25 protein-coding genes are annotated in these 26,590 nt (G+C 61.1%); 14 read left to right on the plus strand and 11 right to left on the minus strand.

All coding sequences use genetic code 11. The annotated features are described in order from the left end of the window. Window positions 1-122 precede the first annotated feature (122 nt). From M8Q45_RS03635 to M8Q45_RS03645, 3 genes are read left to right on the plus strand one after another with little or no spacing between them, the layout of a single operon-like run. Window positions 123-2,123 carry an FUSC family protein gene (locus M8Q45_RS03635; protein WP_249873603.1) on the plus strand — a complete coding sequence of 667 codons (2,001 nt, stop codon included), beginning with the start codon at window positions 123-125 and terminating at the stop codon, window positions 2,121-2,123. Beyond that, window positions 2,110-2,316 carry a DUF1656 domain-containing protein gene (locus M8Q45_RS03640; protein WP_249873604.1) on the plus strand — a complete coding sequence of 69 codons (207 nt, stop codon included), beginning with the start codon at window positions 2,110-2,112 and terminating at the stop codon, window positions 2,314-2,316. The genes M8Q45_RS03635 and M8Q45_RS03640 overlap by 14 nt, the downstream gene beginning before the upstream one ends. Window positions 2,317-2,326: 10 nt before the next feature. Further along, a complete protein-coding gene (locus tag M8Q45_RS03645; protein WP_249873605.1) occupies window positions 2,327-3,190 on the plus strand; it encodes an efflux RND transporter periplasmic adaptor subunit in 864 nt (287 codons plus the stop codon). 184 nt (window positions 3,191-3,374) lie between these two features. Here the strand turns inward: M8Q45_RS03645 and M8Q45_RS03650 are convergent, their stop codons facing one another. Then, complete coding sequence (locus tag M8Q45_RS03650) at window positions 3,375-3,845, minus strand: MaoC family dehydratase (RefSeq protein WP_030139345.1); 471 nt, start codon at window positions 3,843-3,845, stop codon at window positions 3,375-3,377. A gap of 41 nt (window positions 3,846-3,886) precedes the next feature. Next, window positions 3,887-4,831 carry an alpha/beta hydrolase gene (locus M8Q45_RS03655; protein ID WP_249873606.1) on the minus strand — a complete coding sequence of 315 codons (945 nt, stop codon included), beginning with the start codon at window positions 4,829-4,831 and terminating at the stop codon, window positions 3,887-3,889. A 224-nt stretch (window positions 4,832-5,055) separates the two neighbouring features. Between M8Q45_RS03655 and fadD2 the strand changes: the two genes are divergently transcribed. Further along, window positions 5,056-6,744, plus strand: coding sequence for a long-chain-fatty-acid--CoA ligase FadD2 (gene fadD2, locus M8Q45_RS03660; RefSeq protein WP_249873607.1), 1,689 nt, complete (start codon window positions 5,056-5,058; stop codon window positions 6,742-6,744). 369 nt (window positions 6,745-7,113) lie between these two features. After that, window positions 7,114-8,805 (plus strand): long-chain-fatty-acid--CoA ligase FadD1, encoded by a 1,692-nt coding sequence (fadD1, locus tag M8Q45_RS03665; protein ID WP_249873608.1) that lies wholly within the window; start codon window positions 7,114-7,116, stop codon window positions 8,803-8,805. 294 nt (window positions 8,806-9,099) lie between these two features. Here fadD1 and M8Q45_RS03670 read toward each other — a convergent pair whose 3' ends face one another. After that, the gene (locus M8Q45_RS03670; RefSeq protein ID WP_249873609.1) at window positions 9,100-9,477 is read right to left on the minus strand and encodes a hypothetical protein; all 378 of its coding nucleotides are present in this window, start codon (window positions 9,475-9,477) and stop codon (window positions 9,100-9,102) included. A 248-nt stretch (window positions 9,478-9,725) separates the two neighbouring features. On the opposite strand from M8Q45_RS03670, the gene M8Q45_RS03675 reads away from it, so the two are divergent. Further along, entirely contained in the window at window positions 9,726-10,676 is a 951-nt protein-coding gene (locus tag M8Q45_RS03675) for a YihY/virulence factor BrkB family protein (RefSeq protein ID WP_249873610.1), read from the plus strand. Continuing rightward, window positions 10,673-11,212, plus strand: coding sequence for a peptide deformylase (gene def / locus M8Q45_RS03680; RefSeq protein ID WP_198797696.1), 540 nt, complete (start codon window positions 10,673-10,675; stop codon window positions 11,210-11,212). Before M8Q45_RS03675 ends, def begins: the two co-directional genes overlap by 4 nt. 79 nt (window positions 11,213-11,291) lie before the next feature. Here the strand turns inward: def and M8Q45_RS03685 are convergent, their stop codons facing one another. The 3 genes from M8Q45_RS03685 to gntR form a co-directional block, all read right to left on the minus strand. Next, window positions 11,292-11,756 carry a GNAT family N-acetyltransferase gene (locus tag M8Q45_RS03685; protein ID WP_249873611.1) on the minus strand — a complete coding sequence of 155 codons (465 nt, stop codon included), beginning with the start codon at window positions 11,754-11,756 and terminating at the stop codon, window positions 11,292-11,294. Window positions 11,757-11,842: 86 nt separating this feature from the next. Then, window positions 11,843-12,385, minus strand: coding sequence for a hypothetical protein (locus tag M8Q45_RS03690; protein WP_249873612.1), 543 nt, complete (start codon window positions 12,383-12,385; stop codon window positions 11,843-11,845). Between the two features lie 159 nt (window positions 12,386-12,544). Continuing rightward, window positions 12,545-13,576 carry an HTH-type transcriptional regulator GntR gene (gene gntR, locus M8Q45_RS03695; RefSeq protein ID WP_249873613.1) on the minus strand — a complete coding sequence of 344 codons (1,032 nt, stop codon included), beginning with the start codon at window positions 13,574-13,576 and terminating at the stop codon, window positions 12,545-12,547. Window positions 13,577-13,791: 215 nt separating this feature from the next. Here gntR and M8Q45_RS03700 point away from each other — a divergent pair, with 215 nt between their 5' ends. Further along, complete coding sequence (locus tag M8Q45_RS03700; protein ID WP_030139335.1) at window positions 13,792-14,325, plus strand: gluconokinase; 534 nt, start codon at window positions 13,792-13,794, stop codon at window positions 14,323-14,325. Window positions 14,326-14,416: 91 nt separating this feature from the next. Continuing rightward, window positions 14,417-15,769: a GntP family permease gene (locus tag M8Q45_RS03705; protein ID WP_198797698.1), complete on the plus strand. Its 1,353-nt coding sequence runs from the start codon at window positions 14,417-14,419 to the stop codon at window positions 15,767-15,769. 205 nt (window positions 15,770-15,974) lie between these two features. Here M8Q45_RS03705 and alaC read toward each other — a convergent pair whose 3' ends face one another. Continuing rightward, window positions 15,975-17,186 (minus strand): alanine transaminase, encoded by a 1,212-nt coding sequence (alaC, locus tag M8Q45_RS03710; RefSeq protein WP_249873614.1) that lies wholly within the window; start codon window positions 17,184-17,186, stop codon window positions 15,975-15,977. 207 nt (window positions 17,187-17,393) lie between these two features. On the opposite strand from alaC, the gene M8Q45_RS03715 reads away from it, so the two are divergent. Both M8Q45_RS03715 and M8Q45_RS03720 read left to right on the plus strand, forming a co-directional pair. Next, entirely contained in the window at window positions 17,394-18,056 is a 663-nt protein-coding gene (locus tag M8Q45_RS03715; RefSeq protein WP_249873615.1) for a LysE family translocator, read from the plus strand. Between the two features lie 79 nt (window positions 18,057-18,135). Next, window positions 18,136-18,624, plus strand: coding sequence for a GyrI-like domain-containing protein (locus M8Q45_RS03720; RefSeq protein WP_249873616.1), 489 nt, complete (start codon window positions 18,136-18,138; stop codon window positions 18,622-18,624). A gap of 136 nt (window positions 18,625-18,760) precedes the next feature. On the opposite strand, the gene M8Q45_RS03725 is transcribed toward M8Q45_RS03720, so the two are convergent. Then, window positions 18,761-19,246 carry a GNAT family N-acetyltransferase gene (locus tag M8Q45_RS03725; protein ID WP_249873617.1) on the minus strand — a complete coding sequence of 162 codons (486 nt, stop codon included), beginning with the start codon at window positions 19,244-19,246 and terminating at the stop codon, window positions 18,761-18,763. A gap of 142 nt (window positions 19,247-19,388) precedes the next feature. Between M8Q45_RS03725 and M8Q45_RS03730 the strand changes: the two genes are divergently transcribed. From M8Q45_RS03730 to M8Q45_RS03740, 3 genes are all read left to right on the plus strand, one after another. After that, window positions 19,389-19,823, plus strand: a complete 435-nt coding sequence (locus M8Q45_RS03730; RefSeq protein WP_249873618.1) for a YybH family protein — start codon at window positions 19,389-19,391, stop codon at window positions 19,821-19,823. A 56-nt stretch (window positions 19,824-19,879) separates the two neighbouring features. Beyond that, a complete protein-coding gene (locus M8Q45_RS03735; RefSeq protein ID WP_249873619.1) occupies window positions 19,880-20,224 on the plus strand; it encodes a YciI family protein in 345 nt (114 codons plus the stop codon). An 89-nt stretch (window positions 20,225-20,313) separates the two neighbouring features. Beyond that, window positions 20,314-21,552 (plus strand): RNA polymerase sigma factor, encoded by a 1,239-nt coding sequence (locus M8Q45_RS03740; RefSeq protein WP_249873620.1) that lies wholly within the window; start codon window positions 20,314-20,316, stop codon window positions 21,550-21,552. Between the two features lie 212 nt (window positions 21,553-21,764). On the opposite strand, the gene M8Q45_RS03745 is transcribed toward M8Q45_RS03740, so the two are convergent. The 3 genes from M8Q45_RS03745 to M8Q45_RS03755 form a co-directional block, all read right to left on the minus strand. After that, on the minus strand, window positions 21,765-23,108 hold the full coding sequence (locus M8Q45_RS03745; RefSeq protein WP_249873621.1) for an imelysin family protein: 1,344 nt from the start codon (window positions 23,106-23,108) through the stop codon (window positions 21,765-21,767). A 264-nt stretch (window positions 23,109-23,372) separates the two neighbouring features. After that, the gene (locus tag M8Q45_RS03750) at window positions 23,373-25,424 is read right to left on the minus strand and encodes a putative bifunctional diguanylate cyclase/phosphodiesterase (RefSeq protein ID WP_249873622.1); all 2,052 of its coding nucleotides are present in this window, start codon (window positions 25,422-25,424) and stop codon (window positions 23,373-23,375) included. Window positions 25,425-25,846: 422 nt separating this feature from the next. Beyond that, the gene (locus M8Q45_RS03755; protein WP_030139323.1) at window positions 25,847-26,443 is read right to left on the minus strand and encodes a superoxide dismutase; all 597 of its coding nucleotides are present in this window, start codon (window positions 26,441-26,443) and stop codon (window positions 25,847-25,849) included. Window positions 26,444-26,590: the final 147 nt, after the last annotated feature.

The following is a 26,590-nucleotide window of genomic DNA, read 5'->3' on the forward strand; positions in this document are numbered from 1 at the left end:
GCCACGAAAGCCCTCCCATGACGGGTCGACAAACAACTCTGGACTCGAATAGGTAGCTAGCTAATAATTGCGCCACCTTTCCAGCGATCTATCGTTACAACATTCCCCAAAGAGTTTCTCGCGTGCCCATTACTCTCCAGGCCTTGTTCGCCCCCGATCGCCTCGCTGTGCAGTTCGCCATCAAGACCGTGCTCGGTGGCGGTCTGGCGCTGTGGCTGGCGTTGCGCTGGGGCCTGGAGCAGCCGTCCTGGGCATTGATGACCGCATTCATCGTCGCCCAGCCGTTGTCCGGGATGGTGGTGCAGAAGGGCTTGGCGCGGTTGCTCGGCACCTTGGTGGGAACCATCATGTCGGTGGTGTTCATGGGCCTGTTCGCCCAGACGCCATGGTTGTTCCTGCTGGCGCTGGCGCTGTGGCTGGGCGTGTGCACGGCCTGTTCGACGCTGTTGCGCAGCGCCTGGTCCTATTCATTCGTGCTGGCGGGCTACACGGTGGCGATTATCGCTTTGCCGGCCATTTCCCATCCGCTTGCGGTGTTTGATCAAGCCGTTGCGCGTTGCACCGAAATCAGCCTGGGCATCGCCTGTGCCACGGCGGCCAGCGCGTTGCTCTGGCCGCTGCGGGTCGAGCGACAGCTGGCGGATCAGGCCCGTGCGGCTTGGCTGAGCGGCATGCAGGCGGCCCGCGCCACGTTGGCGGGTGATGCCCAGGCGCGCAAGGGTTTGCTCGAAATCCTCGGCAAGATCGTCGCGGTGGACGCCCAACGCGAACACGCCTGGTTCGAAGGCAGCCTAGGTCGCCAGCGCGCCCGGGCCATCAGCGGCTTGAGCCAGAAATTGTTGATGCTGTTGCGTATTTCCCGTTCGGTGCGCAGGCAGTGGAAACAGCTGGAGCCGCAGGAAGCCGAAGCGCTTCAGCCTTGGATGGACGAGGTGCAGCAAGCCCTGGAGGCGGACAGCTCGGCATTGCAGGCGTTACGACCGCGGGTCTGGGACGCCTCTCACGACCCGCAGATCAGCTCGGCGCAAAGTTATTGCCTGGCTCGGTTTGCCTTGCTGCTCGATACCGCCCTGGCTGCCTGCACTGCGCTGGCGGCGGTGCAAGAGGGCAGGGCGACGGTAGACCCGCCGCGAACCCTGGCGCCGCACCGCGATTTGTCCCTGGCCATGGTCTTTGGTGCTCGCAGTGCCCTCGCATTCCTGGCGGTGTCGTGTTTCTGGCTGGCAACCGCCTGGCCTGCCGCGTCCGGTGCCCTGGTGCTCACTTGCGTGGTGTGCAGCCTGTTCGCCAGCCGGGAAAACGGCGCGCAGATCGGCATGAGTTTCTTGCGGGGCATTCTGCTGGCGGTGCCGACGGCGTTCGTGATTGGCGAAATCCTGCTGCCGCAATGGAACAGTTTCGCGATGCTCTGCATGGCCATGGGCGTGCCGCTGTTCCTCGGGGCGCTGGGGATGGCCAAGCCGCCGATATTTGCCACGGCCACTTCGTTCTGCCTGCATTTCGTGGTGTTGGTGTCGCCGCTCAACGCGATGAAGTACGACGTCGCGGCTTTTTTCAACAATGCCCAGGCGATGATGATTGGCGTCGGCGCGGCGGTGTTGGCGTTCAAGCTGCTGATTCTGCGCAACCCGGCCTGGCACAGTCGTCGACTGTTGGCCGCGACCCTGGATGACCTGGTGCGCCTGACCCATCGCAACCTGGGCGGTGCCGAGAGCTGGTTTGGCGGGCGCATGGCCGACCGCTTGCTGCAACTGGCCCGGCACTATCCCGAACTGCCTGTGCCGGCGCGCAGCCGTTGGGATGATGGTTTGCTGGGCCTGGACATCGGCGATGAACTCTTGCATCTGCGCTTGAGCCTGGCCGTTGCCCAAATCCCCGAAAGCCCAGCCCAGCGCCGTTATTTCGAAACGCTGGAACAGGTTTTGGAACACGGTCCGGCCGGCGACCAGGCCGAGGCGTTGGCCCGGGTAAGCGACGACTATCTGCAGGTGTTGGCACAGCACCCTTCCAGCGATGCGCTGAAACTGGCCCAGGGCGCCGTCGTGCAACTGCAGAACAGTTGGCGCGCCTGGTGTCGCCAGCACGAATCCGAACGAGGGGAGCTTAGCCATGGGCTTGCGTGAGTGGTCGATTGGCGGGGTGTTGCTCAGCCCGTTCCTGATTTACGTGGTGCTGGCCTTGCTGGCGACCGGTGCGCTGCGCCTGTTGCTCGGCCTGCTGCCGGTCGGGCGCTGGATCTGGCACGAAGCCTTGTTCGACTGCGCCCTGTATGTCTGTGTCCTGACTGTCATTACCCTGGTCCTCGGACCGTTATGAGGAGTTGAACATGCGTACCTCCGTACGTGTCGCCGTCACGTTGTGCGTGGTGGCCGTGGCGATCTTTGCCGGGTTTCATTTGTGGCAGTACTACATGCTCACGCCCTGGACCCGTGATGCGCGAATCCGCGCCGACGTGGTGGTGATCGCCCCCGACGTCTCGGGTTGGGTGCGCGAGCTCAAGGCCGTGGATAACCAGCAGGTCAAGGCCGGCGATCTATTGCTGAGTATCGATCGCGAGCGTTTCGAGGCCGCCGTGGAGAAAGCCCGGGCGGTGGTCCAGACCCGTCAGCAACAGTTGAGCCTGCGTGAACACGAAGCCAGTCGCCGGGCCGCCCTGGGGCCCCAGGCCATCAGTGCCGAGTTGCGCGAGAACGCCCAGATCAACGCCGGCATCGCCCGTGGTGAACTGCGCGAGGCCCAGGCCGAAGCGAAGGTCGCCGAGCTGAACCTGGCCCGCAGCCAGGTAGTGGCCCCCCGCAGCGGCCACATCACCAACCTGCGCCTGGCCGAAGGCAACTACGTGAATGCCGGGCAACCGGTCATGGCGCTGATCGATGACTCGACGTTTTATGTGCAGGCCTATTTCGAAGAAACCAAACTGCCGAGGATTCGCGTGGGCGATCCGGTCAAGGTCTGGTTGATGAGCGCCGGGCATGCGCTGGAAGGTCATGTGGAAAGCATCAGCCGCGGCATCACCGATCGCAACACCAACCCTGACGCGCAACTGCTGGCGGAGGTCGAGCCGACCTTCAACTGGGTGCGCCTGGCCCAGCGCATTCCGGTGCGGATCAAGCTCGACAAGGTGCCGGAAGGGGTGACGTTGAGCGCGGGGATGACGGCGAGTGTGCAAGTGCGGGACGAGCAGCAGTAATCGCCGCACTGCACATCCCTTGTGGCGAGGGAGCTTGCTCCCGCTCGGCTCTGTAGGAGCTGGCGAAGGCTCGGGCCGCGTTCGGACGATCTTTTGATCCAGATCCCTCGCTCCTCTTGAAAAGGATCGCAGCCTCGCTTCGCTCGACAGCTCCTACAGAGCCCAGCGGGAGCGTCGTCAGGCGTCAGCCGACGGTGATCGCCGGCAACTCCGGCAACGTCACGGTCTGCTGCTTGCGCGGAGCGAGGATTTCGGCTTCGCCGTCCACCACCAGTTCATCGCGCTGGTTGAACACGCGGGTGGCGATGCGCACGCGGAACTTCGGCAGCTTTTCCAGGATTTCCAGGCGGACGGTCAGGGTGTCGCCGATTTTCACCGGTTTCTGGAAGCTCATCTGCTGGCCGATGTAGATGGTGCCGGGCCCAGGCAGTTCACACGCCACCGCCGCGCTGATCAGCGCACCGCTGAACATGCCGTGGGCGATGCGTTCCTTGAACATGCTGGCGGCGGCGAATTCGGCGTCCAGGTGCACCGGGTTGTGATCGCCCGACATCGCGGCGAACAGCTGGATGTCGCGCTCCTCGACTGTCTTGCTGTAGCTGGCGGTCTGGCCGACTTCGAGGGCTTCGTAAGGGATGTTGGTGACCTGGGTCATGTCTGGTTCCTGTGACGGTAAAAAGGAAAAACGCTGTCGTTCTATTCGCTGCGAGGTGGCCGCTTGTGGCTCAGGGCCTGGGCGATCCAGGCAAGCACATCGGCAGTCACTTCAGCGCGGTTGGTTTCATTGAACAATTCGTGCCGGGCCTGCGGGTAGATCTTCAATTGCAGATGCTGATTGCCGGCGCCGCTCAAGGCATCGGCCAGATCCTTCAGACGCTTGCCTTCACTCACCGGATCACATTCGCCGCCAATCACCAGCAGCGGCAGGCCTGGATCGATCTGCGCGAGATTGGACGCTTTGCTGATCTGCTGCAACCCGCCGAGCAGGTCGATCCAGAATTGATTGGTGCAACGAAAGCCGCACAGCGGGTCGCGGACGTACTTGTCCACTTCGGCGGCGTCGCGGCTGAGCCAGTCGAAGGGCGTGCGCGTCGGTTTGAATCTTTTATTGAAGCTGCCGAAAGACAGCCATTCGATCAGGGCGCTGCGTCCGGTGGCCCCCTGGCGCCGTCGCTCGAAGCGGGCGATCAGTCGCGCCGCGCGATAAAGCGCCACGGGTTGGAAATTCGAACCGCTGAGGAGGGCACCATGCAGGCTGGCGCTGTGGTGCAACAGGTAACCTTGGGCGACGTAGCTGCCCATGCTGTGGCCCAGCAGCAGAATTGGTGTTTCTGGATGTTGCTGGCCGATGTGGTGGTTGAGGCTCGCCAAGTCGCCCACAACCTTGGTCCAGCCGTCCTCGTCCGCAAAGTGCCCAAGGATGGCCGCTTCGCCGGTCTTGCCATGCCCGCGCAGGTCTGGCGCGTAGACACCATAGCCTTCGTCGCACAACGCTTGGGCCAGGCGTCCATAGCGACCGCTGTGTTCGGCCATGCCGTGGGCCAGCATGATCACCGCCAGCGGGGCGGCTTCGGGCAACCACTGATTGACGAACAGGCGGCTGTGGTCAGTCGCGGTCAGCCAGAACGTTTGGTGGATCATGGCGTTTCCTTTGCACAAAGTCAGACGCAGCGTCGCTGCATTGTATAGCGCATCCGTTGCGTCTCGCCTGATCAGGCGAGGGCGATCCACGAAGATTCACACAATCTATGACGCAAGTTGCCATATTTGCCTGAATGGCCATAGCTGCTAGTGTCCCAAGAGCTCCGTCTCCACGAGCGATACAGAGGCGGCCCGGATAGGTTCAGGTAAAGAGGACAAAAACAATGCAGCCTGATTTCTGGAATGACAAACGCCCGGCCGGCGTGCCCTCGGATATCGAGCAGGGCGCCTACAAGTCGGTTATCGAGGTGTTCGAGCGTTCCTGCAAGAAATTTGCCGATCGTCCGGCGTTCAGCAACATGGGGGTAACGCTCACCTACGCCGAGCTCGAGCGCTACAGCGCGGCCTTCGCCGGTTACCTGCAAGCCCATACCGACCTGGCGCCTGGCGATCGCATCGCGGTGCAGATGCCCAATGTCCTGCAATACCCGATCGCGGTTTTCGGTGCCCTGCGCGCCGGACTCATCGTCGTCAATACCAACCCGTTGTACACCCCTCGGGAAATGCGCCATCAGTTCAAGGACTCCGGTGCCCGGGCGCTGGTGTACATGAACCTGTTCGGGCAGAAGGTCCAGGAAGTGCTACCGGACACTGACCTGCAATACCTGATCGAAGCGAAGATGGGCGACCTGATGCCCACCGCCAAGGGCTGGCTGGTCAATACGGTGGTGAGCAAGGTCAAGAAAATGGTCCCGGCCTATTCGCTGCCCCAGGCCATTTCCTTCAAGAGCGCCTTGCGCCTGGGACGCGGCCAGGGCATCAAACCGTTGAATGTCAGCCTCGATGACATCGCCGTGTTGCAGTACACCGGTGGCACCACCGGCTTGGCGAAGGGCGCGATGCTGACCCACGGCAACCTGGTGGCCAACATGCAACAGGCCCGCGCCTGCCTGGGGCAGATCGGCGACGACGGCCAGCCACTGTTGCGCGAAGGTCAGGAGGTCATGATCGCGCCGCTGCCGCTGTACCACATCTATGCTTTCACGGCGAACTGCATGTGCATGATGGTCACCGGCAATCACAACGTGCTGATCACCAATCCGAGGGACATCGGCGGTTTCATCAAGGAGCTGAAGAACTGGCGGTTTTCGCTGCTGCTGGGGTTGAACACGTTGTTTGTGGCGCTGATGGACCACCCGGATTTCAAGACGCTGGATTTCTCCAACCTCAAGGTCACCAACTCGGGCGGCACCGCGTTGGTCAAGGCCACCGCCGAACGTTGGAAACAGCTCACCGGTTGCGGCATTACCGAGGGCTATGGCCTGACCGAAACTTCGCCGGTGGCCAGTGCCAACCCTTATGGCGGCAAGTCGCGCCTGGGGACGGTGGGACTGCCGGTACCGGGTACGTTGATGAAGGTCATCAACGACGATGGCGTCGAAATGCCCCTCGGTGAACGCGGCGAGCTTTGCATCAAGGGGCCGCAGATCATGAAAGGCTATTGGAACAAGCCCGAAGCGACTGCCGAAGTGCTGGACAGCGAGGGCTGGTTCAAGTCCGGCGATATTGCGGTGATCGACCCCGACGGGTTCGTGCGGATCGTCGACCGCAAGAAGGACATGATCATTGTCTCGGGTTTCAACGTGTACCCGAACGAAATCGAGGATGTGGTGATGGCCCATCCGAAAGTCGCCAGTTGCGCGGTGATCGGCGTGCCGGACGAGCGCTCGGGGGAGGCGGTGAAGCTGTTCGTGGTCGCCCGTGAGGCTGGGGTCAGCCTCGAGGAACTCAAGGCGTACTGCAAGGAAAACTTCACCGGCTACAAGGTGCCCAAGCACATCGTGTTGCGTGAGTCGCTGCCGATGACGCCGGTGGGCAAGATCCTGCGTCGGGAGTTGCGCGATATCGCCTGAGGCCCGAAAGTGAAAGTGGAACCCTGTGGGAGCGAGCTTGCTCGCGATAGCGGTCTGTCAGTAACAGAAATGTTGGCTGACCCACCGCCATCGCGAGCAAGCTCGCTCCCACAGGTTCTTATGTATTCGGGTCAATCAGGCAAGGCTTAGGTTTTTTACTCTAAAAATGACCATTGCATATTCTTGAGTCATGTTTATGACTGTAGGGGCCACTTTTGGCTCTAGGCGACCCTTGGCAAAGCTGCTACTCTCGGCGCGCTTTTGTGACTTCTCGGCCTTTATCCAAGCCAGATTCACCCAATAAACAAACACCAATAATAATCGCATCAAATGCGGTGAGAATTCGCGTTGCTGAGGAGTGGGGCTTCCATGATCGAAGACTTTTGGAAGGATAAGTACCCAGCTGGGATTGCTGCCGACATCAATCCAGATGAGTATCCGAATATTCAGGCGGTGTTGAAGCAATCCTGCCAGCGCTTCGCCGACAAACCGGCATTCAGCAACCTTGGCAAGACGATCACCTACGGTGAGCTGTACGAGCTGTCCGGTGCCTTTGCCGCGTACCTGCAACAGCATACCGATTTGCAGCCGGGCGATCGAATCGCCGTGCAACTGCCCAACGTCCTCCAGTACCCCGTCGCCGTGTTTGGTGCCATCCGCGCCGGCCTGATCGTGGTCAATACCAACCCGCTCTACACCGCGCGGGAAATGGAGCACCAGTTCAACGACTCCGGCGCCAAGGCGTTGGTGTGCCTGGCAAACATGGCGCATCTGGCCGAAAACGTGGTGCCCAAGACCCGCGTCAAGCACGTGATCGTCACGGAAGTGGCCGACCTGCTGCCGCCGCTCAAGCGTCTGTTGATCAATAGCGTGATCAAGTACGTCAAGAAGATGGTCCCGGCGTATCACCTGCCCAAGGCCATCAAGTTCAACGATGTGCTCCGCAAGGGCCACGGCCAGCCCGTGAACGAAGCCAACCCCGCCCGCGATGAAGTGGCGGTGCTGCAATATACCGGCGGCACCACTGGCGTGGCCAAGGGCGCGATGCTGACCCACCGCAACCTGGTGGCGAACATGCTGCAGTGCAAGGCGCTGATGGGCTCCAACCTCAATGAAGGCTGCGAAGTACTGATCACGCCGCTGCCGCTTTACCACATCTATGCCTTCACCTTTCATTGCATGGCGATGATGCTGATCGGCAACCACAACATCCTGATCAGCAACCCGCGCGATTTGTCGGCCATGGTCAAGGAACTGTCGAAGTGGAAATTCAGTGGCTTCGTCGGCCTTAACACCTTGTTCGTGGCGCTGTGCAACAACGAAGCCTTCCGCAAGCTGGATTTCTCGGCGTTGAAAGTCACCCTGTCGGGCGGCATGGCCCTGCAACTGGCTGCGGCGGAGCGCTGGAAAGCGGTCACCGGTTGCCCGATCTGCGAAGGCTACGGCATGACCGAGACGAGCCCGGTGGCGACCGTCAACCCGATCCAGAACATCCAGGTTGGCACCATCGGCATTCCGGTGCCGTCGACGTTATGCAAGGTGATCAACGACGCGGGCGAAGAGCAGCCGTTGGGAGAAATCGGCGAGTTGTGCGTGAAGGGCCCTCAGGTGATGAAGGGCTATTGGCAGCGCCAGGACGCCACCGACGAGATCCTCGACAGCGAAGGCTGGCTCAAGACCGGCGACATTGCGGTCATCCAGCCGGACGGCTACATGCGTATCGTCGATCGCAAGAAAGACATGATCCTGATCTCTGGCTTCAACGTGTACCCGAACGAGCTGGAGGATGTATTGGCCACCTTGCCGGGCGTGCTGCAATGCGCGGCCATCGGCGTGCCGGATGAGAAGTCCGGCGAGGCGATCAAGATATTCATCGTCGCGCGTCCGGGTGTCACGCTGACCAAGGAGCAGGTGATGGAGCACATGCGCGCCAACGTCACCGGCTACAAGGTGCCAAAGACCGTGGAGTTCCGCGATGCACTGCCGACCACCAATGTGGGCAAGATCCTGCGGCGCGAGTTGCGCGATGAAGAACTGAGGAAGTTGGGGCTGAAGAAGTAACAACGCTGCCAATGAAAAGCCCCGCTGATGCGGGGCTTTTTGTGGGTGCGATGAAGCCCTGGGAGCAGGCAGCGCTTGTGGCGAGGGAGCTTGCTCCCGCTGGGCCCCGTAGGAGCTGGCGAAGGCTCGGGCCGCGTTCGGACGATCTTTTGATCTTTCGCTTGAGGTTCAAGTGTCTTGGGAAAGATCGCAGCCTCGTTGCACTCGGCAGCTCCTGCACAGCACCTACCGGGTATAGCGGGAGCAAGCTCCCTCGCCACAAAAGCGCTTCTGCAACAATGGCAGGTAGGGGCGTTACAACCGAAACTGCGAAAAATCCAGGTGAGTGCCACCCGGTCGCATGTCCTGCAAGTAGGAATCCTTGTCGGCGCTCAGTTCCAGGCTCAGGGCGGCCTTGCGCTTGCCCTGGTTGCGCACTTCCAGGCCTTCCATTTTTTCCCGCAGGAACACGGTAGGCACTTTCAGGTGCAGCAGTTCGTCGGTGGCCGGGGTGTGCAGCAGCAGGTGAATCCATTCGTACTGACCGATGGCCAGGCGCACCACCGGAATATCGAACCAGAAGATGTTGCGGTTGCGGTTCAATTCGCTGAAATGGCAATTGTTGACACCCAGGACGGCACCGCCCAGTTCCTGGTTCCTGCGGGCGATGGCCTGCTTCTTATCGAGTTTCATAACGTTCCTACGGGATTGGAGCTTCGGGCCACGGCCTGAATACGAGGGGCATTCTCGACGGTTGCCGGCCAAACATAAAGCCCCGCTTGCATGAACGATGAAACTTGCCCGGTGGATCTCCGGTCAATTCTGCGTCAGTTGGTAAAACGATGAAATTGCTCCAAAGTCGCCAAACAGGCTACTTTGTTGTAGAAAACGGCCCTTGAGTCGCCACGCGACCCCTCTTTTTGCGGCGAAAGGAGACGCTCATGATGTTCCCGGCCTTGAAAGGCTTGCCCTTGCACCGTGTGATGATGCGCACGGTGACCGAGTTTCTCGACGACGAGATGTCGACCTACGCCTCCGCTCTGGCTTACCAGATGCTGTTTTCGTTGTTTCCCTTCATTCTTTTCCTGATCGCGCTCATCGGCTTCCTGCACCTGCCGGATTTTTTCTCCTGGCTGCGCCTGCAGTCGGAACTGGTCCTGCCGCCCCAGGCGCTGGAGCAGGTCAACCCGGTGATCGACCAGTTGCAACAATCCAAGGGCGGCTTGCTGTCGGTGGGTATCGTGGTTGCGTTGTGGACCGCTTCCGCTGGCGTGCGCCTGATGATGAGCGCCATGAACGCCGCTTATGACGTGGTCGAGGGCCGCCCGGCCTGGAAGCGTTTCCCGCTGTCGATCCTGTACACCGTCGGCATCGCCGGCATGCTGTTGGCCGCCGCCGCGCTGATGGTGCTGGGGCCGCAGGTGATGGGGTGGATTGCCGCGCAGATCGGCCTGGAGGAATTCATCGTTACCGTCTGGACCCTCGTGCGCTGGCCGGTCATCGTGTTTCTGCTGATGGTGGCCGTGGCGTTGATCTACTACGTGATGCCCGACGTGAAGCAGGAGTTTCGCTTCATCACGCCGGGCTCGGTATTGGCGGTGGTGGTGTGGATCATCGCGTCCCTGGGCTTTGCGTTCTACGTGAAGACGTTTGCCGACTACAACGCGATGTATGGCAGTATCGGCGCGATCATCGTGCTGTTGCTGTATTTCTACATCTCGGCGGCGGTGCTGCTACTCGGCGCGGAGATGAATGCAGTGATCGAACACATGTCCGCCGAAGGCAAGGACACGGGCGAAAAGAGCCCGGGCGAGCACGAGAAACAGCATGTGGCGGGCCTGGGGCGCGATCATTCCATCCATCACAACCACACTGACGAAGCCCGACCATGATCCGTGAAATCCTGAAGATGGGCGACGAACGCCTGCTGCGTATCGCTCCGCCGGTGCCGCCGGAAATGTTTGACAGTCCCGAATTGTGGCAGTTGATCGACGACATGTTCCAGACCATGGAAAGTGTCGGTGGCGTCGGGCTGGCGGCACCGCAAATTGGCGTGGATTTGCAGCTGGTGATCTTTGGCTTCGAGCACAGCGAGCGCTATCCGGATGCCGAGGCGGTGCCGCAGACCATCCTGATCAACCCGCTGATCACGCCGCTGAGCCCACTGATGGAAGAAGGCTTTGAAGGCTGCTTGTCGGTGCCAGGCTTGCGTGGCGCGGTGAATCGCTACCAGCAGATCCGCTACGAAGGTTTCGACCCGAAGGGCGAGCCGATCGTGCGCGTCGCTTCAGGCTTCCACGCCCGGGTGGTCCAGCATGAATGCGATCACCTGATCGGTCGCTTGTACCCGTCGCGCATCACCGATTTCAGCAAGTTCGGCTTTACCGAGGTGATGTTTCCGGATCTCGACCCCATGGCCGACGATTGACAACCCACCACCACTAAAACCCTTGTGGGAGCGAGCTTGCTCGCGAATGCGGTGTATCAGCCGCATCATCTGCTGGATTTTAAATCGCATTCGCGAGCAGGCTCCCACAGGGATGTGCAGCGCCTTGGAGCTGTGCAGGCACCCACCCCATGGCAATCATCGGCTTGCTGCGCGCATACCGGCTCAGTCGTTCAGCCATCGCATAAGGCAACTCAGGATTGAAGCTGAACCCGCGTCGCTCATAAAAGCCGCGCAGATCCGGGTGGCAGAACAACCACACCGGCTCATCCAGGTCTTTCACTGCTTCGGCGATCAACCGCCCCGCGACGCCTTGCACGCGGTACGCCGGGTCGACGAACAATCCCGTCAGCCAGTGGCCGCCCGAAACCGGCCGCAAGCACAGCGCCGCGACGATATCTTCCCGCCGTGCTACCCAAAGCCGCGCGTCGCGCACGGCTTTCATCGACGACTGATGGGCCCGGTAGAACTTGTTCATCAACGGCCACAGCGGCTCGTCGAGGCGTGTGTAGTGGAATTCGGGCATGGCGCAGGCGCGGTGTGTAATGGAGGCGGGCGATTATAGGGGAACAAACATTGCGCCGGGGTATGCCCGGCGCTTGTCTGAAGGAGTCACTGCGAGGCGAGGAACATGTCCGTGGCCGGATTCTTCCCATCCGCCCGGCTGTCCTGGGCTTTCTCGACCTGTGCCATCGCCGTCTTGTCCTGCATGCGCTGGGCAATTTCCTGGCCGACCGCCAGTTGTTTCTCGGGCGGCATCGCCTCGTATTCCTCTTCGGTAATGCCCATTTCTTCAAGGATGCTGTCACGCAGGCGCTCTTCAGGCGTCTTGCTCATGTAGTCCTTGAATTCCGCCAGGGCAGCGCTGGCGTCTTCGGAGGCTGACGAGGCAGCGGTTTGCAGTTGCACGCGGGTCTTGGCGAAGGCTTCATCGACATTGTCGCTGATCGTGGTGGCAGCGTTGACTTGTTGCGTGGCTTGTCCGGTGAGGGATTCCTGGACCTGAGTAGTGCCCTGAGTGGCCTGGGCCTGGATGTTGTCGCGCAGCGCTTGCAACGCGGCGCCTTGCAGGCCGCTGGCGGCCTCGGCGGTTGGATCTTCACCCGGGCGCTTGAGCGGCAGGATCATCGCTTGCTGTTTTGCACTGACCAACATGATATGCACCTGTAGGGGATGGCTGAGCCAGTGTGGAGGCAATTACCATGCCGTCGTGAAAAGCCCCGTAGTTCGGAGGCCGCGGGGCACATTCCGTGCGACGGGGCGGCCAATCCTTGCCGTTCGTCGGCATGGATCGACCGCATCGTGCCGGGAACCTCAGGTGCTTTCGCGAATCTTGAGTTCGAAGCCCAGGTCCACGACCGGCTGGGCGATGCGGTTGCCGGCCATCAAGGTGAGCATCTGTTCCGCGGCGTGGCGGCCGACGGCTTCCCTGGGGGTACTGATGCTGCTCAGGCGCGGCACCATGTGGGCCGAGGCGGGCAGGTCGTTGAAACCGAGGATCGAAACCTGTTCGGGGATCTTGATCCCACAGCGCAACGCTTCGAGCAGGGCGCCATGGGCCAGGTCATCGTTGCCGAAGAAGATCGCATCGACGTCCGGATGGCTCGCCAGCAATTGCAGGAACAACTCGCCGCCCAGGCCGACCGATGACGGGCGAGGGGTCAACACTTCCAGGTCCGGGTCGTAGAGCCCGACCTTCTGCAGCGCGCGACGAAAACCTTCGCCGCGCAGCAACGTCCGTTGGTCCAATTGCGCGCCGATGTAGGCCAGGCGCTTGCGCCCCCGGGAAATCAGATGCTCGGCGGCGGTCTCACCGGCCTTGAGCTGGGAAAAACCCACGCAGTTGAGGCCGGCTCCGGGGTCCAGTTCCATCATGTACACACAGGGAATATTGCTGGCCTCGATCATGCGCCGTGCGCTTTCGGTTCGGTCGAACCCGGTCAGCAACAAACCCCGGGGCTGATAGGCCATGTAATTGCGCAACAGGTCTTCTTCTTCGTCCCGGGAATAGTGGTAGTTGCCGATCACCACTTCGAAGCCCTTGGGCCGCAAGACCCGATGAATGGCTTCCAGGGTATCGATGAACAACAGGTTGGACAGCGATGGCACCAGCACCACCACAGAATGGCTCTGGGCCGAGGCCAGGGCGCGGGCGGCTGGATTGACGACGTAGTTGAGTTCCAGAGCAGCCTGGCGGACCTTTTCCACCAGTTCCACGGCCACGCTGCTGACGCCGCGCAAGGCACGGGACGCGGTGATCGGGCTGACGCCGGCCAGGCGTGCGACTTCATTGAGCGTGGGGCGACCGGTGGTGCGAGTATTCTTATCGTTTTTAGTGACGGTCATCAGGGCGGCTTGCCAAACAAAAATCAAGGCACTAAGGTAGCGCTGTCTCGGCGCGGCTGCAAATACGTTGATGGGGTTTGCCTGATCCCTGTGCGCTGGTGTCGTGGACGAACATGCTGCAACCACAAAAATGACAAGAAGGCGTCGGCAACTTCTGCTTTTGCTGCGGTGTCATAACTGGCAAAGGTAGCGCTGTCTGCGCGCTGAGGTGTTACATGAATAATCCAATCACCGCCCTGGTCATCATGGGCGTTGCCGGTTGCGGCAAAACTTGCGTCAGCCAGGCCCTGTGCCAACTGAGCGGCGCCACCGCCATCGAAGGCGACACGTTCCACCCCGCGGCCAACATTCAGAAGATGAGCGCCGGTATTCCCCTGAACGACGACGACCGTGCCGGCTGGCTCGACAGCCTGTGCGATGAGTTGCGCCGTGTCGACGCCACGGGCGAGCGCCCGGTGCTGACCTGCTCGGCCCTCAAGCACAGCTATCGCGAACGTCTGCGCAGCGCCTTGCCGGGCCTGGGCTTCGTATTCCTTGAATTGACCCCGGAAGTGGCCGCCGATCGCGTCTCCCATCGGCCCGGTCATTTCATGCCGTCGACCCTGATCGACAGCCAGTTTGCCACCCTTGAATCCCCTGTCGGCGAGCCCCTGACCCTGGCCCTGGATGCGTCCAGCCACAGCATTGATGAATTGGCACGTCAGGCTTACGTCTGGTGGCTGGCCCACGGTTTGAAGCTGGCCAGTTGAGTTTCAACTTTTTGCGTCAGAAAGATAGCGCTGTCCCGACGGTCCATAAATAACTGCTTCAATAACAACAACAAATCAGGAGACACCCCCCATGTTTGGCATGTCCCACGAGACGTACCTACTGCTTGATGCAGTGGTCACGGTGATCGGACTCATCGTCCTCATCACCAAGTTCAAGATCCACCCCTTCATCGCGCTGACCATCGCCGCCGCGTTTCTCGGCCTCACGTCGGGCATGCCGATCGGCACCATCATCAAGGCGTTCCAGGACGGCTTCGGTGGCGTGCTCGGCTTTGTCGGCATCATCCTCGCGCTGGGCACCATGCTCGGCAAAATGATGGCCGAGTCGGGCGGGGCCGATCAGATTGCCCAGACCCTCATCCGCGCCTTCGGCAAGGACAAGGTGCAATGGGCCATGATGTTCGCCGCGTTCCTGGTGGGCATCCCGCTGTTCTTCGAAATCGGTTTCGTGCTGCTGATCCCGCTGGTGTTCATCGTTGCGCGCCGCACTGGCGTATCGATCATCAAGATTGGCATCCCGTTGCTCGCCGGCCTTTCCGCAGTCCATGGCCTGGTGCCGCCGCACCCGGGCCCGTTGCTGGCGATCGGCATCTTTGGTGCTGACATCGGCAAGACCATTCTCTATGGCCTGATCGTCGCGCTGCCGACCGCCATCATTGCCGGACCGATTTTCGGTACGTTCATTGCCAAGCACATCCCCGGCCATCCGAACCAGGAACTGGTGGATCAACTGGCGCGCGAGACCGACGGCACCGAACTGCCGAGTTTCGGCATCACCCTGGTCACCGTGCTGTCGCCGGTGTTCCTGATGCTGCTCAAGACTTTTGCTGACGTGACGCTGCCGGACGGCAACTTCTTCCGCACCTGGATGGACATGATCGGCCACCCGATCTCGGCGTTGCTGTTGGCGTTGCTGTTGTCGCTCTACACCTTTGGCTACAAGCAGGGCATCGGCTCCAGCCAGATACTGAAATGGCTGGACGCCAGCCTGGCGCCGACGGCCGCGATCATCCTGATCATCGGTGCCGGTGGTGGCTTCAAGCAGATGCTGGTGACCAGCGGCGTGGGTGACGTGATCGGCCACATGGCGGTCAGCGCGCAGATCTCGCCGATCCTGTTGGCGTGGCTGGTGGCAGCGGTGATCCGGATTGCCACAGGTTCTGCGACCGTGGCCACCATTACCGGTGCCGGCATCGTGGTGCCGGTCGTTGGGATGATGCCGGGTGTAAACCGTGAGCTGCTGGTGCTGGCGACCGGTGCCGGTTCGTTGATCCTGTCCCACGTCAACGACGCGGGCTTCTGGCTGGTCAAGCAGTACTTCAACATGACCGTGGCCGAGACCTTCAAGACCTGGACGGCGATGGAAACCATCCTGTCCGTGGTGGGCTTGATCTTTATCCTGCTGCTGTCGTTGGTGATCTAAGAACACCCTGGGCTAACGGTGGCGAGGGAGCTTGCTCCCCCTCGACGCTGTAGGAGCTGGCGAAGCCTGCGATCTTTAGATCTTTCGCTTGAGACTCAAGCGCCGCGCGAAAGATCGCAGCCTCGCTTCGCTCGGCAGCTCCTACACAGCTCCTACAGGACCCAGCGGGAGCAAGCTCCCTCGCCACAGAGGTTGTGGTTGGCTGTCAGGCTTTGCCGGTCAACCCATCCGCCCGGAACATACCCCGGATCCCCCGCACCGCCTGGCGAATCCGGTCCTGGTTCTCGATCAGCGCAAAGCGCACGTGATCATCTCCATATTCCCCGAACCCCACCCCGGGCGAGACGCAGACCTTGGCCTCGGCCAACAGCTTCTTGGCAAATTCCAACGACCCCAGGTGCGCATAGGCATCGGGAATCTTGGCCCAGACGTACATCGACGCCTTCGGGTTTTCCACCCTCCAGCCCAGCTCATGCAGGCCCTTGACCAGCACGTTGCGGCGTTGGCGGTATTGCTCGGCGATATCGCGCACGCATTGCTGGTCGCCTTCGAGGGCGGCGATAGCGGCCACTTGCAGCGGGGTGAAAGTGCCGTAGTCGTGGTAGCTCTTGATCCGCGCCAGGGCGCTGACCAGTTCCGGGTTGCCGACCATGAAGCCGATGCGCCAGCCAGCCATGTTGTAGCTCTTGGACAGGGTGAAGAATTCCACCGCGATGTCTTTCGCGCCGGGCACCTGCATGATCGACGGGGCTTTCCAGCCGTCATAGACGATGTCGGCATAGGCCAGGTCGTGGATCACCAGCACGTCGTACTGCTTGGCCAGGGCGATGACCCGCTCGAAAAAGTCCAACTCCACGCATTGCGCGGTCGGATTGGAGGGGAAGCCGAGGATCATCATCTTCGGCTTGGGGATCGAGCCGCGAATGGCCCGTTCCAGCTCATCGAAGAAATCCACACCAGGCACCAGCGGCACCGAACGCACCTGGGCGCCGGCGATCACCGCGCCGTAGATGTGAATCGGATAGCTCGGGTTGGGCACCAGCACCGTGTCGCCCTGGTCCAGGGTGGCCAGCATCAAGTGCGCCAGGCCTTCCTTGGAACCGATGGTGACGATGGCTTCGCTTTCCGGGTCGATGTCGACTTCGTAGCGGTCCTTGTACCAGCGCGAAATGGCGCGGCGCAGGCGTGGGATGCCTTTGGACGTGGAGTAGCCGTGGGTGTCTTCACGCTGGGCGACGGTGACCAGTTTCTCCACGATGTGTGGGGGCGTGGCGCCGTCGGGGTTACCCATGCTCAAGTCGATGATGTCTTCGCCGCGCCGACGCGCAGCCATCTTCAGCTCGGCAGTGATATTGAATACGTACGGGGGGAGTCGATCGATGCGCGCAAAGCGGCGCGGCGAACCTTGTTCGGCCATTGTTGCCTCGAGATACGTGAGCGCCCGGAACCGTCCGAGCGACGTTGGCCACTGCGGTGGCCTGCGGCGCAAGATAATCGGGCTGATGTCAGATTGTCCAGTAGCCGCATCGAACTATTTTCGACGACACTGTTGCCCCCGGCTGCGGTGCTATCGAAAGCCCGTGGACCGGTGATCACTGCACACCCAATCCTGATGGAACGAATGATGGAATTTTCCAGTGGCTTCCTGCTGAGCCTTTCGCTGTGCCTGGACATTGGCGTGGCCAATATCGCGATGATCACCCTGGCGATGCAACGTGGCTATCTCCAAGGCTTTGCCCTGGGCCTGGGCACCTGTGTAGGGGATTTGATCTACGCAGTCCTGGCGTTGGCCGGGATGACTGTGTTGTTGCAATACGACGCGGTGCGCTGGGTGCTGTGGATTGGCGGCTCGGTCCTGTTGTTGTATTTCGCCGCGAAGATGGTTCATTCGGCGATCTACCATCATGCAGTGTTGGCCGAGGCCGGCGAAACTCGAGTCAACTCGCCACGGCAGGAGTTCTTTCGGGGTATCTTCCTCGCGATGTCATCTCCAAGTGCCATTCTCTGGTTCGCGGCGGTGGGCGGGACGCTGATTGCCCGCTCTGGTGGTGGCACTGTGCTCAGTTCGGCATTGTTCCTGGGAGGATTCCTCAGCGCCGGGTTGCTTTGGAGCGCGGGCCTGTGCCTGGCGGCGACCCAAGGCGGAAAATTGTTGGGGGACAAATTGCTGCGCTACTCCTATTGGGCTTCCGCCGCGATCTTCTGTTATTTCGCCGTTTACGTGATTGTTTCTGGCTACAACGAGTTTGTAGGAAAAAACGCTACGGCTATCCTGCCTGGACTTTGACAAGCGAAACGGTCTGGCAATCACGGTTTGGCTTCTATACTGCCAAGCCCGACTTCAAGTTTTCCGGAGTGTTGAAGCAATGGAAACGCAAGAACGCGTTAACGCAGGCGAGCCGCGCTTTGAACAGGGACGCTTTCAGCTGATCGCCGGTTTCGGCGCGCGTTTTACCCAGGACACTGCCCAGGACATCCCGCAGCTCTGGGAAAAATTCCTGCCTTGGCTTGGCAAGGTGCCGGGGCAGAAAGACGAAGTGACCTACGGGGTGTGCTGTAACCCGGACGGCAAGGGCGGCTTCGAATACATCGCCGGCGTGGAAATCAGCCGCCTCGACGACCTGCCCGAGCAATACCGTTGGATCGAGATCCAGCCCGGGCCGTACGCGGTGTTCGAGCACAAGGGGCCGCTGAAAAAACTGCCGGACACCTTCCAATACATCTGGAAGGAATGGCTGCCGCAATCCGGCCACCAAGCGGCGGATGAGCCGGAGTTCGAGCGCTACAGCGAGGACTTCAACCCCAGGACTGGCCAAGGCACCCTGGAGATCTGGATCCCGCTCAAGTCGAGCTGATCGTTGGGGATTCCCTGTGGGAGCGAGCTTGCTCGCGATAGCGGCGGATCAGCCAACGTCGATGTCGGCTGACACGCCCTCATCGCGAGCAAGCTCGCTCCCACATTTAGCGCCTATTGATCGTTGAGTCTGTTTGTCAAAACACCAACCCCATCCGCCGCTCATAACCGATGCGGCCTTTGTAGGCTTCTCCGCTGTCGACCCAGCCCAGCCGGGCGTAAAGGCCGATGGCCGAGTCGTTGTCGGCATCGACCGAAAGCTCCAATCCCTTGATTTCCGGCCACGCCGCCCGGGCCACGGCGGGGAGCGCTTGCAGGCAGGCCTTGCCGTAGCCTTTGCCCTGGGCACGATGGTCGACTTGCAAGGCGTGCAGGGTCGCGCTGTGTTCGTTGGCCCAGGCCGGCAGCACGGGCGGACGCTTGAGCAACAGGAATGCCACCGGAACCTCGCCCGCCAGCAGCGCGAAACCCTTGACCCCTGGCCCGGGCTTGGACAGCAGTGTGTGCAACGCGCCGTGGATGTCGCCGGAAAACTTGATTTGTTCGGGGTGGATTTCGATGGATTCGACCTGTTGCCGTTGCAGCGGGGTCAGGTCTTCATAAGGCACGAGCTGGGCGGTCATCAAAACGTCCGTTGTTTGCCGACAGAATGGGCCTTGGATTCTAGCGAAATTTTTTCTTTGGATTATTTTTGTTTGGCTGTCGATTCGCCGTTTCTCCAAACGACAAAGGATGTCTCTAACAAAAAACCTGCGGAGAACCACCATGAACACCCAAGCTACCGAAACCGAGATCCAGGCCCTGATCGACACCTATCGCCAGGCTGTCATGGCCAAGGACGTGGAAAAAGTCATGGCGCTCTACGACGATAATATTGTTTCGTTCGACGCCATCCAGGCCCTGCAATTCAAGGGCAAGGTCGCCTACCGGGCCCACTGGGAGGCCTGCATGGAAATGTGCCCCGGCCCGCACAAGTTCGATTTCCATCAGGTGCAGATCACACCGGCGGAGAATATTGCGTTCGCCCACTGGCTGGCCTATTGCGGCGGCACCAATGACAAAGGCGAGGAGCAGGCTTGCTGGATGCGCGTAACGGCGTGCTACAAGCGTTCGGCCGGGCAGTGGAAAATCGTCCATGAGCACTGGTCGGCGCCGTTCGATCCGATGGCCGGGACGGCGATTTTCGATCTGCAGCCCTGAGCGGCTGCGGTTCGCTTCTGCCATCCTTGTCGATCAGTCCGATCACGGAGTTTTCCATGAAGTATTTATGCCTGGTGTACAGCAACGAACAGGTTCTGCATAACTCGCCGGACAGTCCCGAGGACGCCGAATGCATGGCCTACGCCGAATCGATCCAGGGCAGCGGCCGGATGGTCGCGGCCGAAGCCCTGGAGTCGGTGCAAACCGCCACCACGGTGCGCATGCGCGGCGGCAAGCTGTCGATGACCGACGGCCCGTTCGCCGAAACCAAGGAGCAACTGGCGGGCTTCTATCTGATCGACGCCAAGGATCTGAACGAAGCTATCCAGGTCGCCGGCAACATACCGGCGGCCCGGGTTGGCTGCGTCGAGGTCCGGCCTGTGCGGCCATTGAATCCCTGAACGTCCATCCTCCACGGGAGCGCTTTCATGAGGCTTGAGCCTGTTTCCAGCCGAGCCATCAGGCCGGTGATCCAAGGCCTGTCCGCCTGATGCCCGCCGACGCGGTCAAGGCGCGGGTCGAGCAGGTTTATCGCCAGGACTCGCGGCGAATCCTGGCGACCCTGATTCGCCTGCTGGGGGATTTCGACCTTGCTGAGGAAGCCCTGCACGAGGCCTTCTTTATCGCGGTCGAGCGCTGGCAGCGTGACGGTGTGCCCGATAACCCGCGGGCCTGGCTGGTATCGGCCGGACGCTTCAAGGCAATCGACAGCCTGCGTCGGCGGGCGCGCTTCGCCGCCTCGCAGCCCATGCTGATTGCCCAGCTTGAAGAACTGGAACAAACCGAGTGGAGCGATGAAGACGTGGAAGACGATCGGCTGCGGCTGATTTTCACGTGTTGTCACCCGGCACTGGCGGCTGACGCGCAGGTGCCGTTGACCCTGCGTGAGGTCTGTGACCTGACCACCGAGGAAATCGCCCGGGCCTTCCTCGCCGCGCCAGCGACCATTGCCCAGCGCATCGTGCGGGCCAAGGCAAAGATTCGCGACGCGAAGATTCCCTATCAGGTGCCGTCCCGCACGGAGCTGCCTGAGCGGCTCGACAGTGTGCTTCGGGTCATTTACCTGGTGTTCAACGAGGGCTATTCGGCATCGATGGGCGCCGAATTGACCCGCGAAGACCTGACGCGCGAAGCCATCCGTTTGGCGCGCCTGTTGATGGAGTTGCTGCCCGAAGCCGAAGTCATGGGGCTGCTCGCATTGATGCTCTTGCACGAGTCGCGGCGGCCGGCGCGAACCTCATTGACCGGCGAGTTGGTGTTGCTGGACGAGCAGGACCGGTCGCAGTGGGATCGCGCCATGATCACCGAAGGCTGCGCCATGGTCGAGGCGGCGCTCAATACCCGGCGGTTCGGGCCTTATTGCCTGCAAGCGGCGATCGCTGCGGTGCACGCCGAGGCACCGACGGCGCAAGAGACCGACTGGCCGCAGATCGTCGGCCTCTACGACGTGCTCTTGCGCGCGGTGCCATCACCGGTGATCGAACTCAACCGGGCGGCCGCCCTGGCCAAGCGCGACGGGCCACAGGCGGGGCTGCAGCTGGTCGACGGGATATTGGGCCGGGGCGAATTGACCGACTATCACCTGGCCCATTCGGCGCGGGCGGAGTTCTGTCGGCAGTTGGGGCGGGTGGAAGAGGCGAGGGCGGCGTATCGCCGGGCGCTTGAACTGACGCAGCAGTTGCCGGAGCGGCGGTTTATCCAAGCCAGGTTGGCGAGGTTGCAGCGATAGCCGAGAGGGGCGCCGAGCTCCGTGGCAAGGGAGCTTGCTCCCGCTGGGCTGCGTGGCAGCCCCCTTGATCTAACTGACACACCGCAGAGGGCCGCTTCGCGCCCCAGCGGGAGCAAGCTCCCTCGCCACGGGTTCTCATTATGTCCACGTGCTGGATGGGCTCAAACAAAAAGGCGACCCGAAGGTCGCCTTTTTCAATCGTCCAACATGGATCAGAACTCGTGATCAGCATTGTCCGGGTTCAGGTCGCTGATGCCCAGCTTGCCCGCGGCCTGTTCGATCGAACCGGTCTGCTTGACCAGGGCGGCGATGGCGTCGCGTACGATCTGGTTGCCCGCGGTGTTGCCAGCAGCGATCAGTTGGTCGTAGTGCTCACCCTTGTTGGCGTGATCGACCATGACCTGGATCTTGGCTTCGGTGTCGGCCAGGTCGGTCTTGAGCACGGTGTCGGCGGCCGGGTCGGCCTTGTCCACGAGGGACGACAGGCTGGCGCCGGTCATCTTGGTGCCGTCGACGCGGGTGTATTCGCCCAGGTAGACGTTACGCACGCCTTTGGCATCGTAGAAATGCGAGTTGTGGGTGTTGTCGCTGAAGCAATCCTGTTCGTCTTCCGGGGAGTTGGCTTCCAGGGAAACTTTCATGCGCTCGCCCGCCAGTTCGCCCAAGGACAGGCTGCCCATGCCGAACAACATCTTGCGCAGGCCGGTTTCGGCCGGTTCGGCTTCCAGGGTAGCGCGGTAGTTGTCGGCCACGTTCGGCTTCCAGTTGCCGACCATTTCCTGCAGGTCGTTGACCAGCAATTGGGTCACGGACTTCAGGTAGGCACGACGACGGTCGTTATGGCCGCCAGTGGCGCCGGCGCCTTCCAGGTAATCCGAGGCCGGGCGATTGCCGGCGCCAGGGCCGGTACCGTTGAGATCCTGGCCCCACAGCAGGAATTCGATGGCGTGGTAACCGGTGGCAACGTTGGCCTCGGAACCACCCAGCTCGTTCAAGCTGGCGAGTTTTTCCGGGGTGATGTCCTTGACGTCGACCTTGTCTTCGCCAACCTGGACTTCGGTGTTGGCGATGATGTTGGCGGTGGCGCCCGGGTTGCCCAAGGCATGTTCGTAGGATTTGTCGACGTAGTCGATCAGGCCCTCGTCCAGGGGCCATGCGTTCACCTGGCCTTCCCAGTCATCGATGATGGTGTTGCCGAAGCGGAACACTTCGCTCTGCAGGTAAGGCACGCGCGCGGCAACCCAGGCAGCCTTGGCGGCTTTCAGGGTGTCGGCATTCGGCTTGGCGAGGAAGGCGTCGACGGCGGTTTGCAGGGTCTTGGCGGTGGATTCGGCATCGCTGTAGACGGCATAGACGATGTCGGCGTAGTGCGCGACAACAGCCTTGGCGGCGGTTTCGTCGATCTTGCCAGCGGCAGCGGGGGCCGCCGGTGCAGCGGCGCTGGCGGCCGGCGTTGGCGCTTGCGGCGCGGCGGCCTTGTCCTTGCCTTCGCCGCAACCGGCGAGGGAAATGGCGATGGCCAACAGACTGGCGGTAGCCAGAGGCATACGAATCATGGCGTAGATCCTGCTTCGATGATGAGTGGGGCTGGCGCGAGGGTGCGCAAAAACTGCGACATAATGCGAAAGATTTGCATTATGTGTAAAGGGTGCGGCTGTAAATATTTCTTGTTTGATAATGCAGATCGCCGCCTTTCGGCGGCGTCTGTAGGAGCTGCCGAGCGAAGCGAGGCTGCGATCCTTTGATTGACCCTTGAATCCCAAGCGAACATCAAGGGATCGCAGGCTTCGCCAGCTCCTACAGGTGCATGGCAGCAGGGATCAGACGATGGAGGCCTTGATGCGCTCCGCCTGCTTCAGATAGAGGCCCAGCTCCCGGGCCGGCAGGGGTTTGCTGTAGTAGTAGCCCTGGCCTTCGTGGCAGCCCTCGGAAATGATGTAGGCCTCTTGCTCGATCGTTTCGACGCCTTCGGCAATGACCTGCATCCCCAGGCTTTTGCCCAACTGGATGATGGCACGGACGATGGTCGCGTCGTCTTCGTCATCGAGCAGGTCCTGGACGAAACTCTTGTCGATCTTGATCTTGTCCAGCGGCAGGCTCTTGAGGTAACTCAGTGACGAATAACCGGTGCCGAAGTCATCAATGGCGATCAGCGCTCCGGAGCGACGCAGGCTCAGCAGATGCTGGGCAGCAGTGGTGATGTCTTCCATCAGGCCGGTCTCGGTGACTTCCAGTTCCAGGCTCCGTGGCGGCAAGCGGTACATCTGCAGGAAGTTGTTCACCACCCGTGGCAGCTCGGCGTGGTGCAACTGCACGGTGGACAGGTTGACCGCCATGCGCATGTCGACGAAGCCCTGGTCGTGCCACTCGCGCAATTGCTTGCAAGCCTGGTCCAGCACCCATTCGCCGATGGCGATGATGGTGCCGTTCTGCTCGGCGAGGGGAATGAACAGGTCCGGCGGCACCAGGCCGTGTTCGGGATGATGCCAGCGAATCAAGGCTTCGGTGCCCACCACGCGCAAGTCGCGGTAGCTGATCTGCGGCTGGTACACCAAGCTGAATTGTCCACGGGCCAGGGCTTCGCGCAGGTCTTTTTCCAATTCGCGGCGGCGCCGCATCTCGCTGTCGACGCTGGCGATGTAGAACTGATAGCGATTGCGCGAGCGGGTCTTGGCCAGGGTCATGGTCTGCTCGGCTTTTTGCAGCAGTTTCTCCGTGCTGTCGCCGTCTTCGGGAAACAGGGTGATGCCAATCGTGGCGCGCAGGCGAATCTCGTGATCATCGAGGGCGAACGGCGCTTCCAGGTCGTCGAGGATGCTCTGGGCCAGTTCGGCGGCCTCGTAGGGTTGCTCGATATCGGCCTGGACCAGGGCAAACTGGTCACCGCCCAGTCGCGCCAGGGCGCCGAGACGACCGCTGTGGGCACGCAGCCGGTCGGCCAGGGCCAAGAGCAACTGGTCGCCAGTCTGGTAGGTGAATTGTTCATTGATGCTCTTGAAGTCATCCAGCCCTACGCACAACACCGCTACGCGGCGTTGCAGGCGCCCGGCGTCCACCAGGATCTTGTCCAATTGCTGCTGAAGTTGCTGGCGATTGGGCAGGCCGGTCAGGAAGTCGTATTGGGCCATGCGCAACAGGCTGTTCTCTGCTTCATGACGCAGGTGCGTATTGCGCTCGATGGAGGCGAGTAATTGATTGGCGGTATTGATCCACAGGCCCAGCTCATTGTGCTCGTGCCCCGGCAGTTGCGGGATCTTGTGCGCGCTGGGGCGGTCGGGGTTGATTTCGGTCAGGTGCTGGATAATCCGCGACAGGGGTTTGGTCAACAGCCAGTGATAGACCAGGTACAACACCAGGCCCATCGCCAAGGCACGCAGCATTCCGGAAGTGAAGATGATCACCGAACTGATGATGAAACCCTGGCCATAGGTGGCGGTGTCCAGGGTGATGCTGAGGTCGCCGTAATATTCGCTGTAGGGGCCACGACCCACCAACTGCGTGGTGAAGGTTCGTTCCTGGCCAAGAATCAGGTCGGTCAGCCAACGGCTCCTGGAATGCTGCAAAGGCCGGGTCTTTTCCGCGAGCATGGTTTCACCAGGGTGGCCGATGGACGCCATGCGCACGGCTTCGTCCCGGAACAGCCCTTCGATCACCTGCATGCCCATTTCCCGGTCCAGGCTGTAGACCGCCTGGGTAGAAGGATCGCGGAACATATCGAGGATGCGCTGGGCGTCGTCAGTAACGGCCCGGTTGGTTTTGTAGGCATCGAACACGATCTGGGCACAGCTCAAGATCAAGCCAACGATCAATGCCGAGAGGAGCACGACCCGGAGCAACTTCACAGACAAGCTGTTCTTGAGTTCCAGCTTCAAAGAGAGATTCCTTGTTCCGTGCGGGTAGCGTCAAGTTGCCATGAGTATTGGCAATCCTGTGATGTCAGTCAAAGGGACAATCAAACACAAGGGTTTTCGCCTGAAACCTGGCCGTTATACGGTGTTTACAGAGTGATTACTCTACGACCATTGTTTCGGTTGGAAGGGCCTGCAACTTGAGGCCTGGTGGGTTTTTTTGTTGGATTTCAGACGCGAGGTCTTTTGCCTGGTGCAAGATCGCTCGTTCACCGCGAAGATTGTTGTGGTAGCGGGCTTGCTCGCGAAGGCAGTGTGTCAGACAACCTATCCGTTGGTTGACACTCCGCTTTCGCGAGCAAGCCCACTCCCACGAAACAATTCAGTTGCCCAAAAAAAACGGCGCCTTCCCGTCGGGAACGCGCCGTTTTTAGTGGCATCACAGCTTACGCAGTGAAGGCCTTGCCTTCGAACTGCTCAGCCACGAACTTCCAGTTGACCAGGTTCCAGAACGCTTCGACGTACTTTGGACGAAGGTTGCGGTAGTCGATGTAGTAGGCGTGTTCCCAGACGTCGCAGGTCAGCAGCGGGGTGTCGCCGCTGGTCAGCGGGTTGCCGGCGCCGATGGTGCTGGCCAGGGCCAGGGAGCCGTCCGCTTTCTTGACCAGCCAGCCCCAGCCGGAGCCGAAGGTGCCGATGGACGTCTTGCTGAATTCTTCCTTGAACTTGTCAAACGAACCGAAGGCGGCGTTGATGGCTTCAGCCAGGGCGCCGGTTGGTTGACCGCCGGCGTTTGGCGCCAGGCAGTTCCAGTAGAAGGTGTGGTTCCAGACCTGAGCGGCGTTGTTGAAAATACCGCCCGAGGAAGTCTTGACGATTTCTTCCAGGGTCTTGCCTTCGAACTCGGTGCCAGGCACCAGGTTGTTCAGGTTCACGACATAGGTGTTGTGGTGCTTGTCGTGGTGGTATTCCAGCGTTTCTTTGGAGATGTGTGGCGCCAGTGCGTCGTGTGGGTACGGCAGCGGCGGCAATTCGAAAGCCATGGTGATTCTCCTAATCAGGTCAGTTGCGGTGAGCGCAAGGCCGATCACGGGCGGCCAGACTAGCGCCAGCGAGTTTGTACTCTTTGGGCGCAGGAGTCGGATCATAGCACCGGGGGTGCGGCATAACCACGCAACAACTGTGTGGGA

The sequence above is a fragment of the Pseudomonas sp. T1.Ur genome (assembly GCF_023516725.1).
Classification (GTDB): Bacteria; Pseudomonadota; Gammaproteobacteria; order Pseudomonadales; family Pseudomonadaceae; genus Aquipseudomonas; species Aquipseudomonas alvandae.

Excerpts from the sequence above, each read along its gene's own strand:
- M8Q45_RS03640 (WP_249873604.1), top strand. The coding sequence starts at position 2,110 with ATGGGCTTGCGTGAGTGGTCGATTGGCGGGGTGTTGCTCAGCCCGTTC.
- M8Q45_RS03645 (WP_249873605.1), top strand. The coding sequence starts at position 2,327 with ATGCGTACCTCCGTACGTGTCGCCGTCACGTTGTGCGTGGTGGCCGTG.
- M8Q45_RS03650 (WP_030139345.1), bottom strand. The coding sequence starts at position 3,845 with ATGACCCAGGTCACCAACATCCCTTACGAAGCCCTCGAAGTCGGCCAG.
- M8Q45_RS03655 (WP_249873606.1), bottom strand. The coding sequence starts at position 4,831 with ATGATCCACCAAACGTTCTGGCTGACCGCGACTGACCACAGCCGCCTG.
- fadD2 (WP_249873607.1), top strand. The coding sequence starts at position 5,056 with ATGCAGCCTGATTTCTGGAATGACAAACGCCCGGCCGGCGTGCCCTCG.
- fadD1 (WP_249873608.1), top strand. The coding sequence starts at position 7,114 with ATGATCGAAGACTTTTGGAAGGATAAGTACCCAGCTGGGATTGCTGCC.
- M8Q45_RS03670 (WP_249873609.1), bottom strand. The coding sequence starts at position 9,477 with ATGAAACTCGATAAGAAGCAGGCCATCGCCCGCAGGAACCAGGAACTG.
- M8Q45_RS03675 (WP_249873610.1), top strand. The coding sequence starts at position 9,726 with ATGATGTTCCCGGCCTTGAAAGGCTTGCCCTTGCACCGTGTGATGATG.
- def (WP_198797696.1), top strand. The coding sequence starts at position 10,673 with ATGATCCGTGAAATCCTGAAGATGGGCGACGAACGCCTGCTGCGTATC.
- M8Q45_RS03685 (WP_249873611.1), bottom strand. The coding sequence starts at position 11,756 with ATGCCCGAATTCCACTACACACGCCTCGACGAGCCGCTGTGGCCGTTG.
- M8Q45_RS03690 (WP_249873612.1), bottom strand. The coding sequence starts at position 12,385 with ATGTTGGTCAGTGCAAAACAGCAAGCGATGATCCTGCCGCTCAAGCGC.
- gntR (WP_249873613.1), bottom strand. The coding sequence starts at position 13,576 with ATGACCGTCACTAAAAACGATAAGAATACTCGCACCACCGGTCGCCCC.
- M8Q45_RS03700 (WP_030139335.1), top strand. The coding sequence starts at position 13,792 with ATGAATAATCCAATCACCGCCCTGGTCATCATGGGCGTTGCCGGTTGC.
- M8Q45_RS03705 (WP_198797698.1), top strand. The coding sequence starts at position 14,417 with ATGTTTGGCATGTCCCACGAGACGTACCTACTGCTTGATGCAGTGGTC.
- alaC (WP_249873614.1), bottom strand. The coding sequence starts at position 17,186 with ATGGCCGAACAAGGTTCGCCGCGCCGCTTTGCGCGCATCGATCGACTC.
- M8Q45_RS03715 (WP_249873615.1), top strand. The coding sequence starts at position 17,394 with ATGGAATTTTCCAGTGGCTTCCTGCTGAGCCTTTCGCTGTGCCTGGAC.
- M8Q45_RS03720 (WP_249873616.1), top strand. The coding sequence starts at position 18,136 with ATGGAAACGCAAGAACGCGTTAACGCAGGCGAGCCGCGCTTTGAACAG.
- M8Q45_RS03725 (WP_249873617.1), bottom strand. The coding sequence starts at position 19,246 with ATGACCGCCCAGCTCGTGCCTTATGAAGACCTGACCCCGCTGCAACGG.
- M8Q45_RS03730 (WP_249873618.1), top strand. The coding sequence starts at position 19,389 with ATGAACACCCAAGCTACCGAAACCGAGATCCAGGCCCTGATCGACACC.
- M8Q45_RS03735 (WP_249873619.1), top strand. The coding sequence starts at position 19,880 with ATGAAGTATTTATGCCTGGTGTACAGCAACGAACAGGTTCTGCATAAC.
- M8Q45_RS03740 (WP_249873620.1), top strand. The coding sequence starts at position 20,314 with ATGCCCGCCGACGCGGTCAAGGCGCGGGTCGAGCAGGTTTATCGCCAG.
- M8Q45_RS03745 (WP_249873621.1), bottom strand. The coding sequence starts at position 23,108 with ATGATTCGTATGCCTCTGGCTACCGCCAGTCTGTTGGCCATCGCCATT.
- M8Q45_RS03755 (WP_030139323.1), bottom strand. The coding sequence starts at position 26,443 with ATGGCTTTCGAATTGCCGCCGCTGCCGTACCCACACGACGCACTGGCG.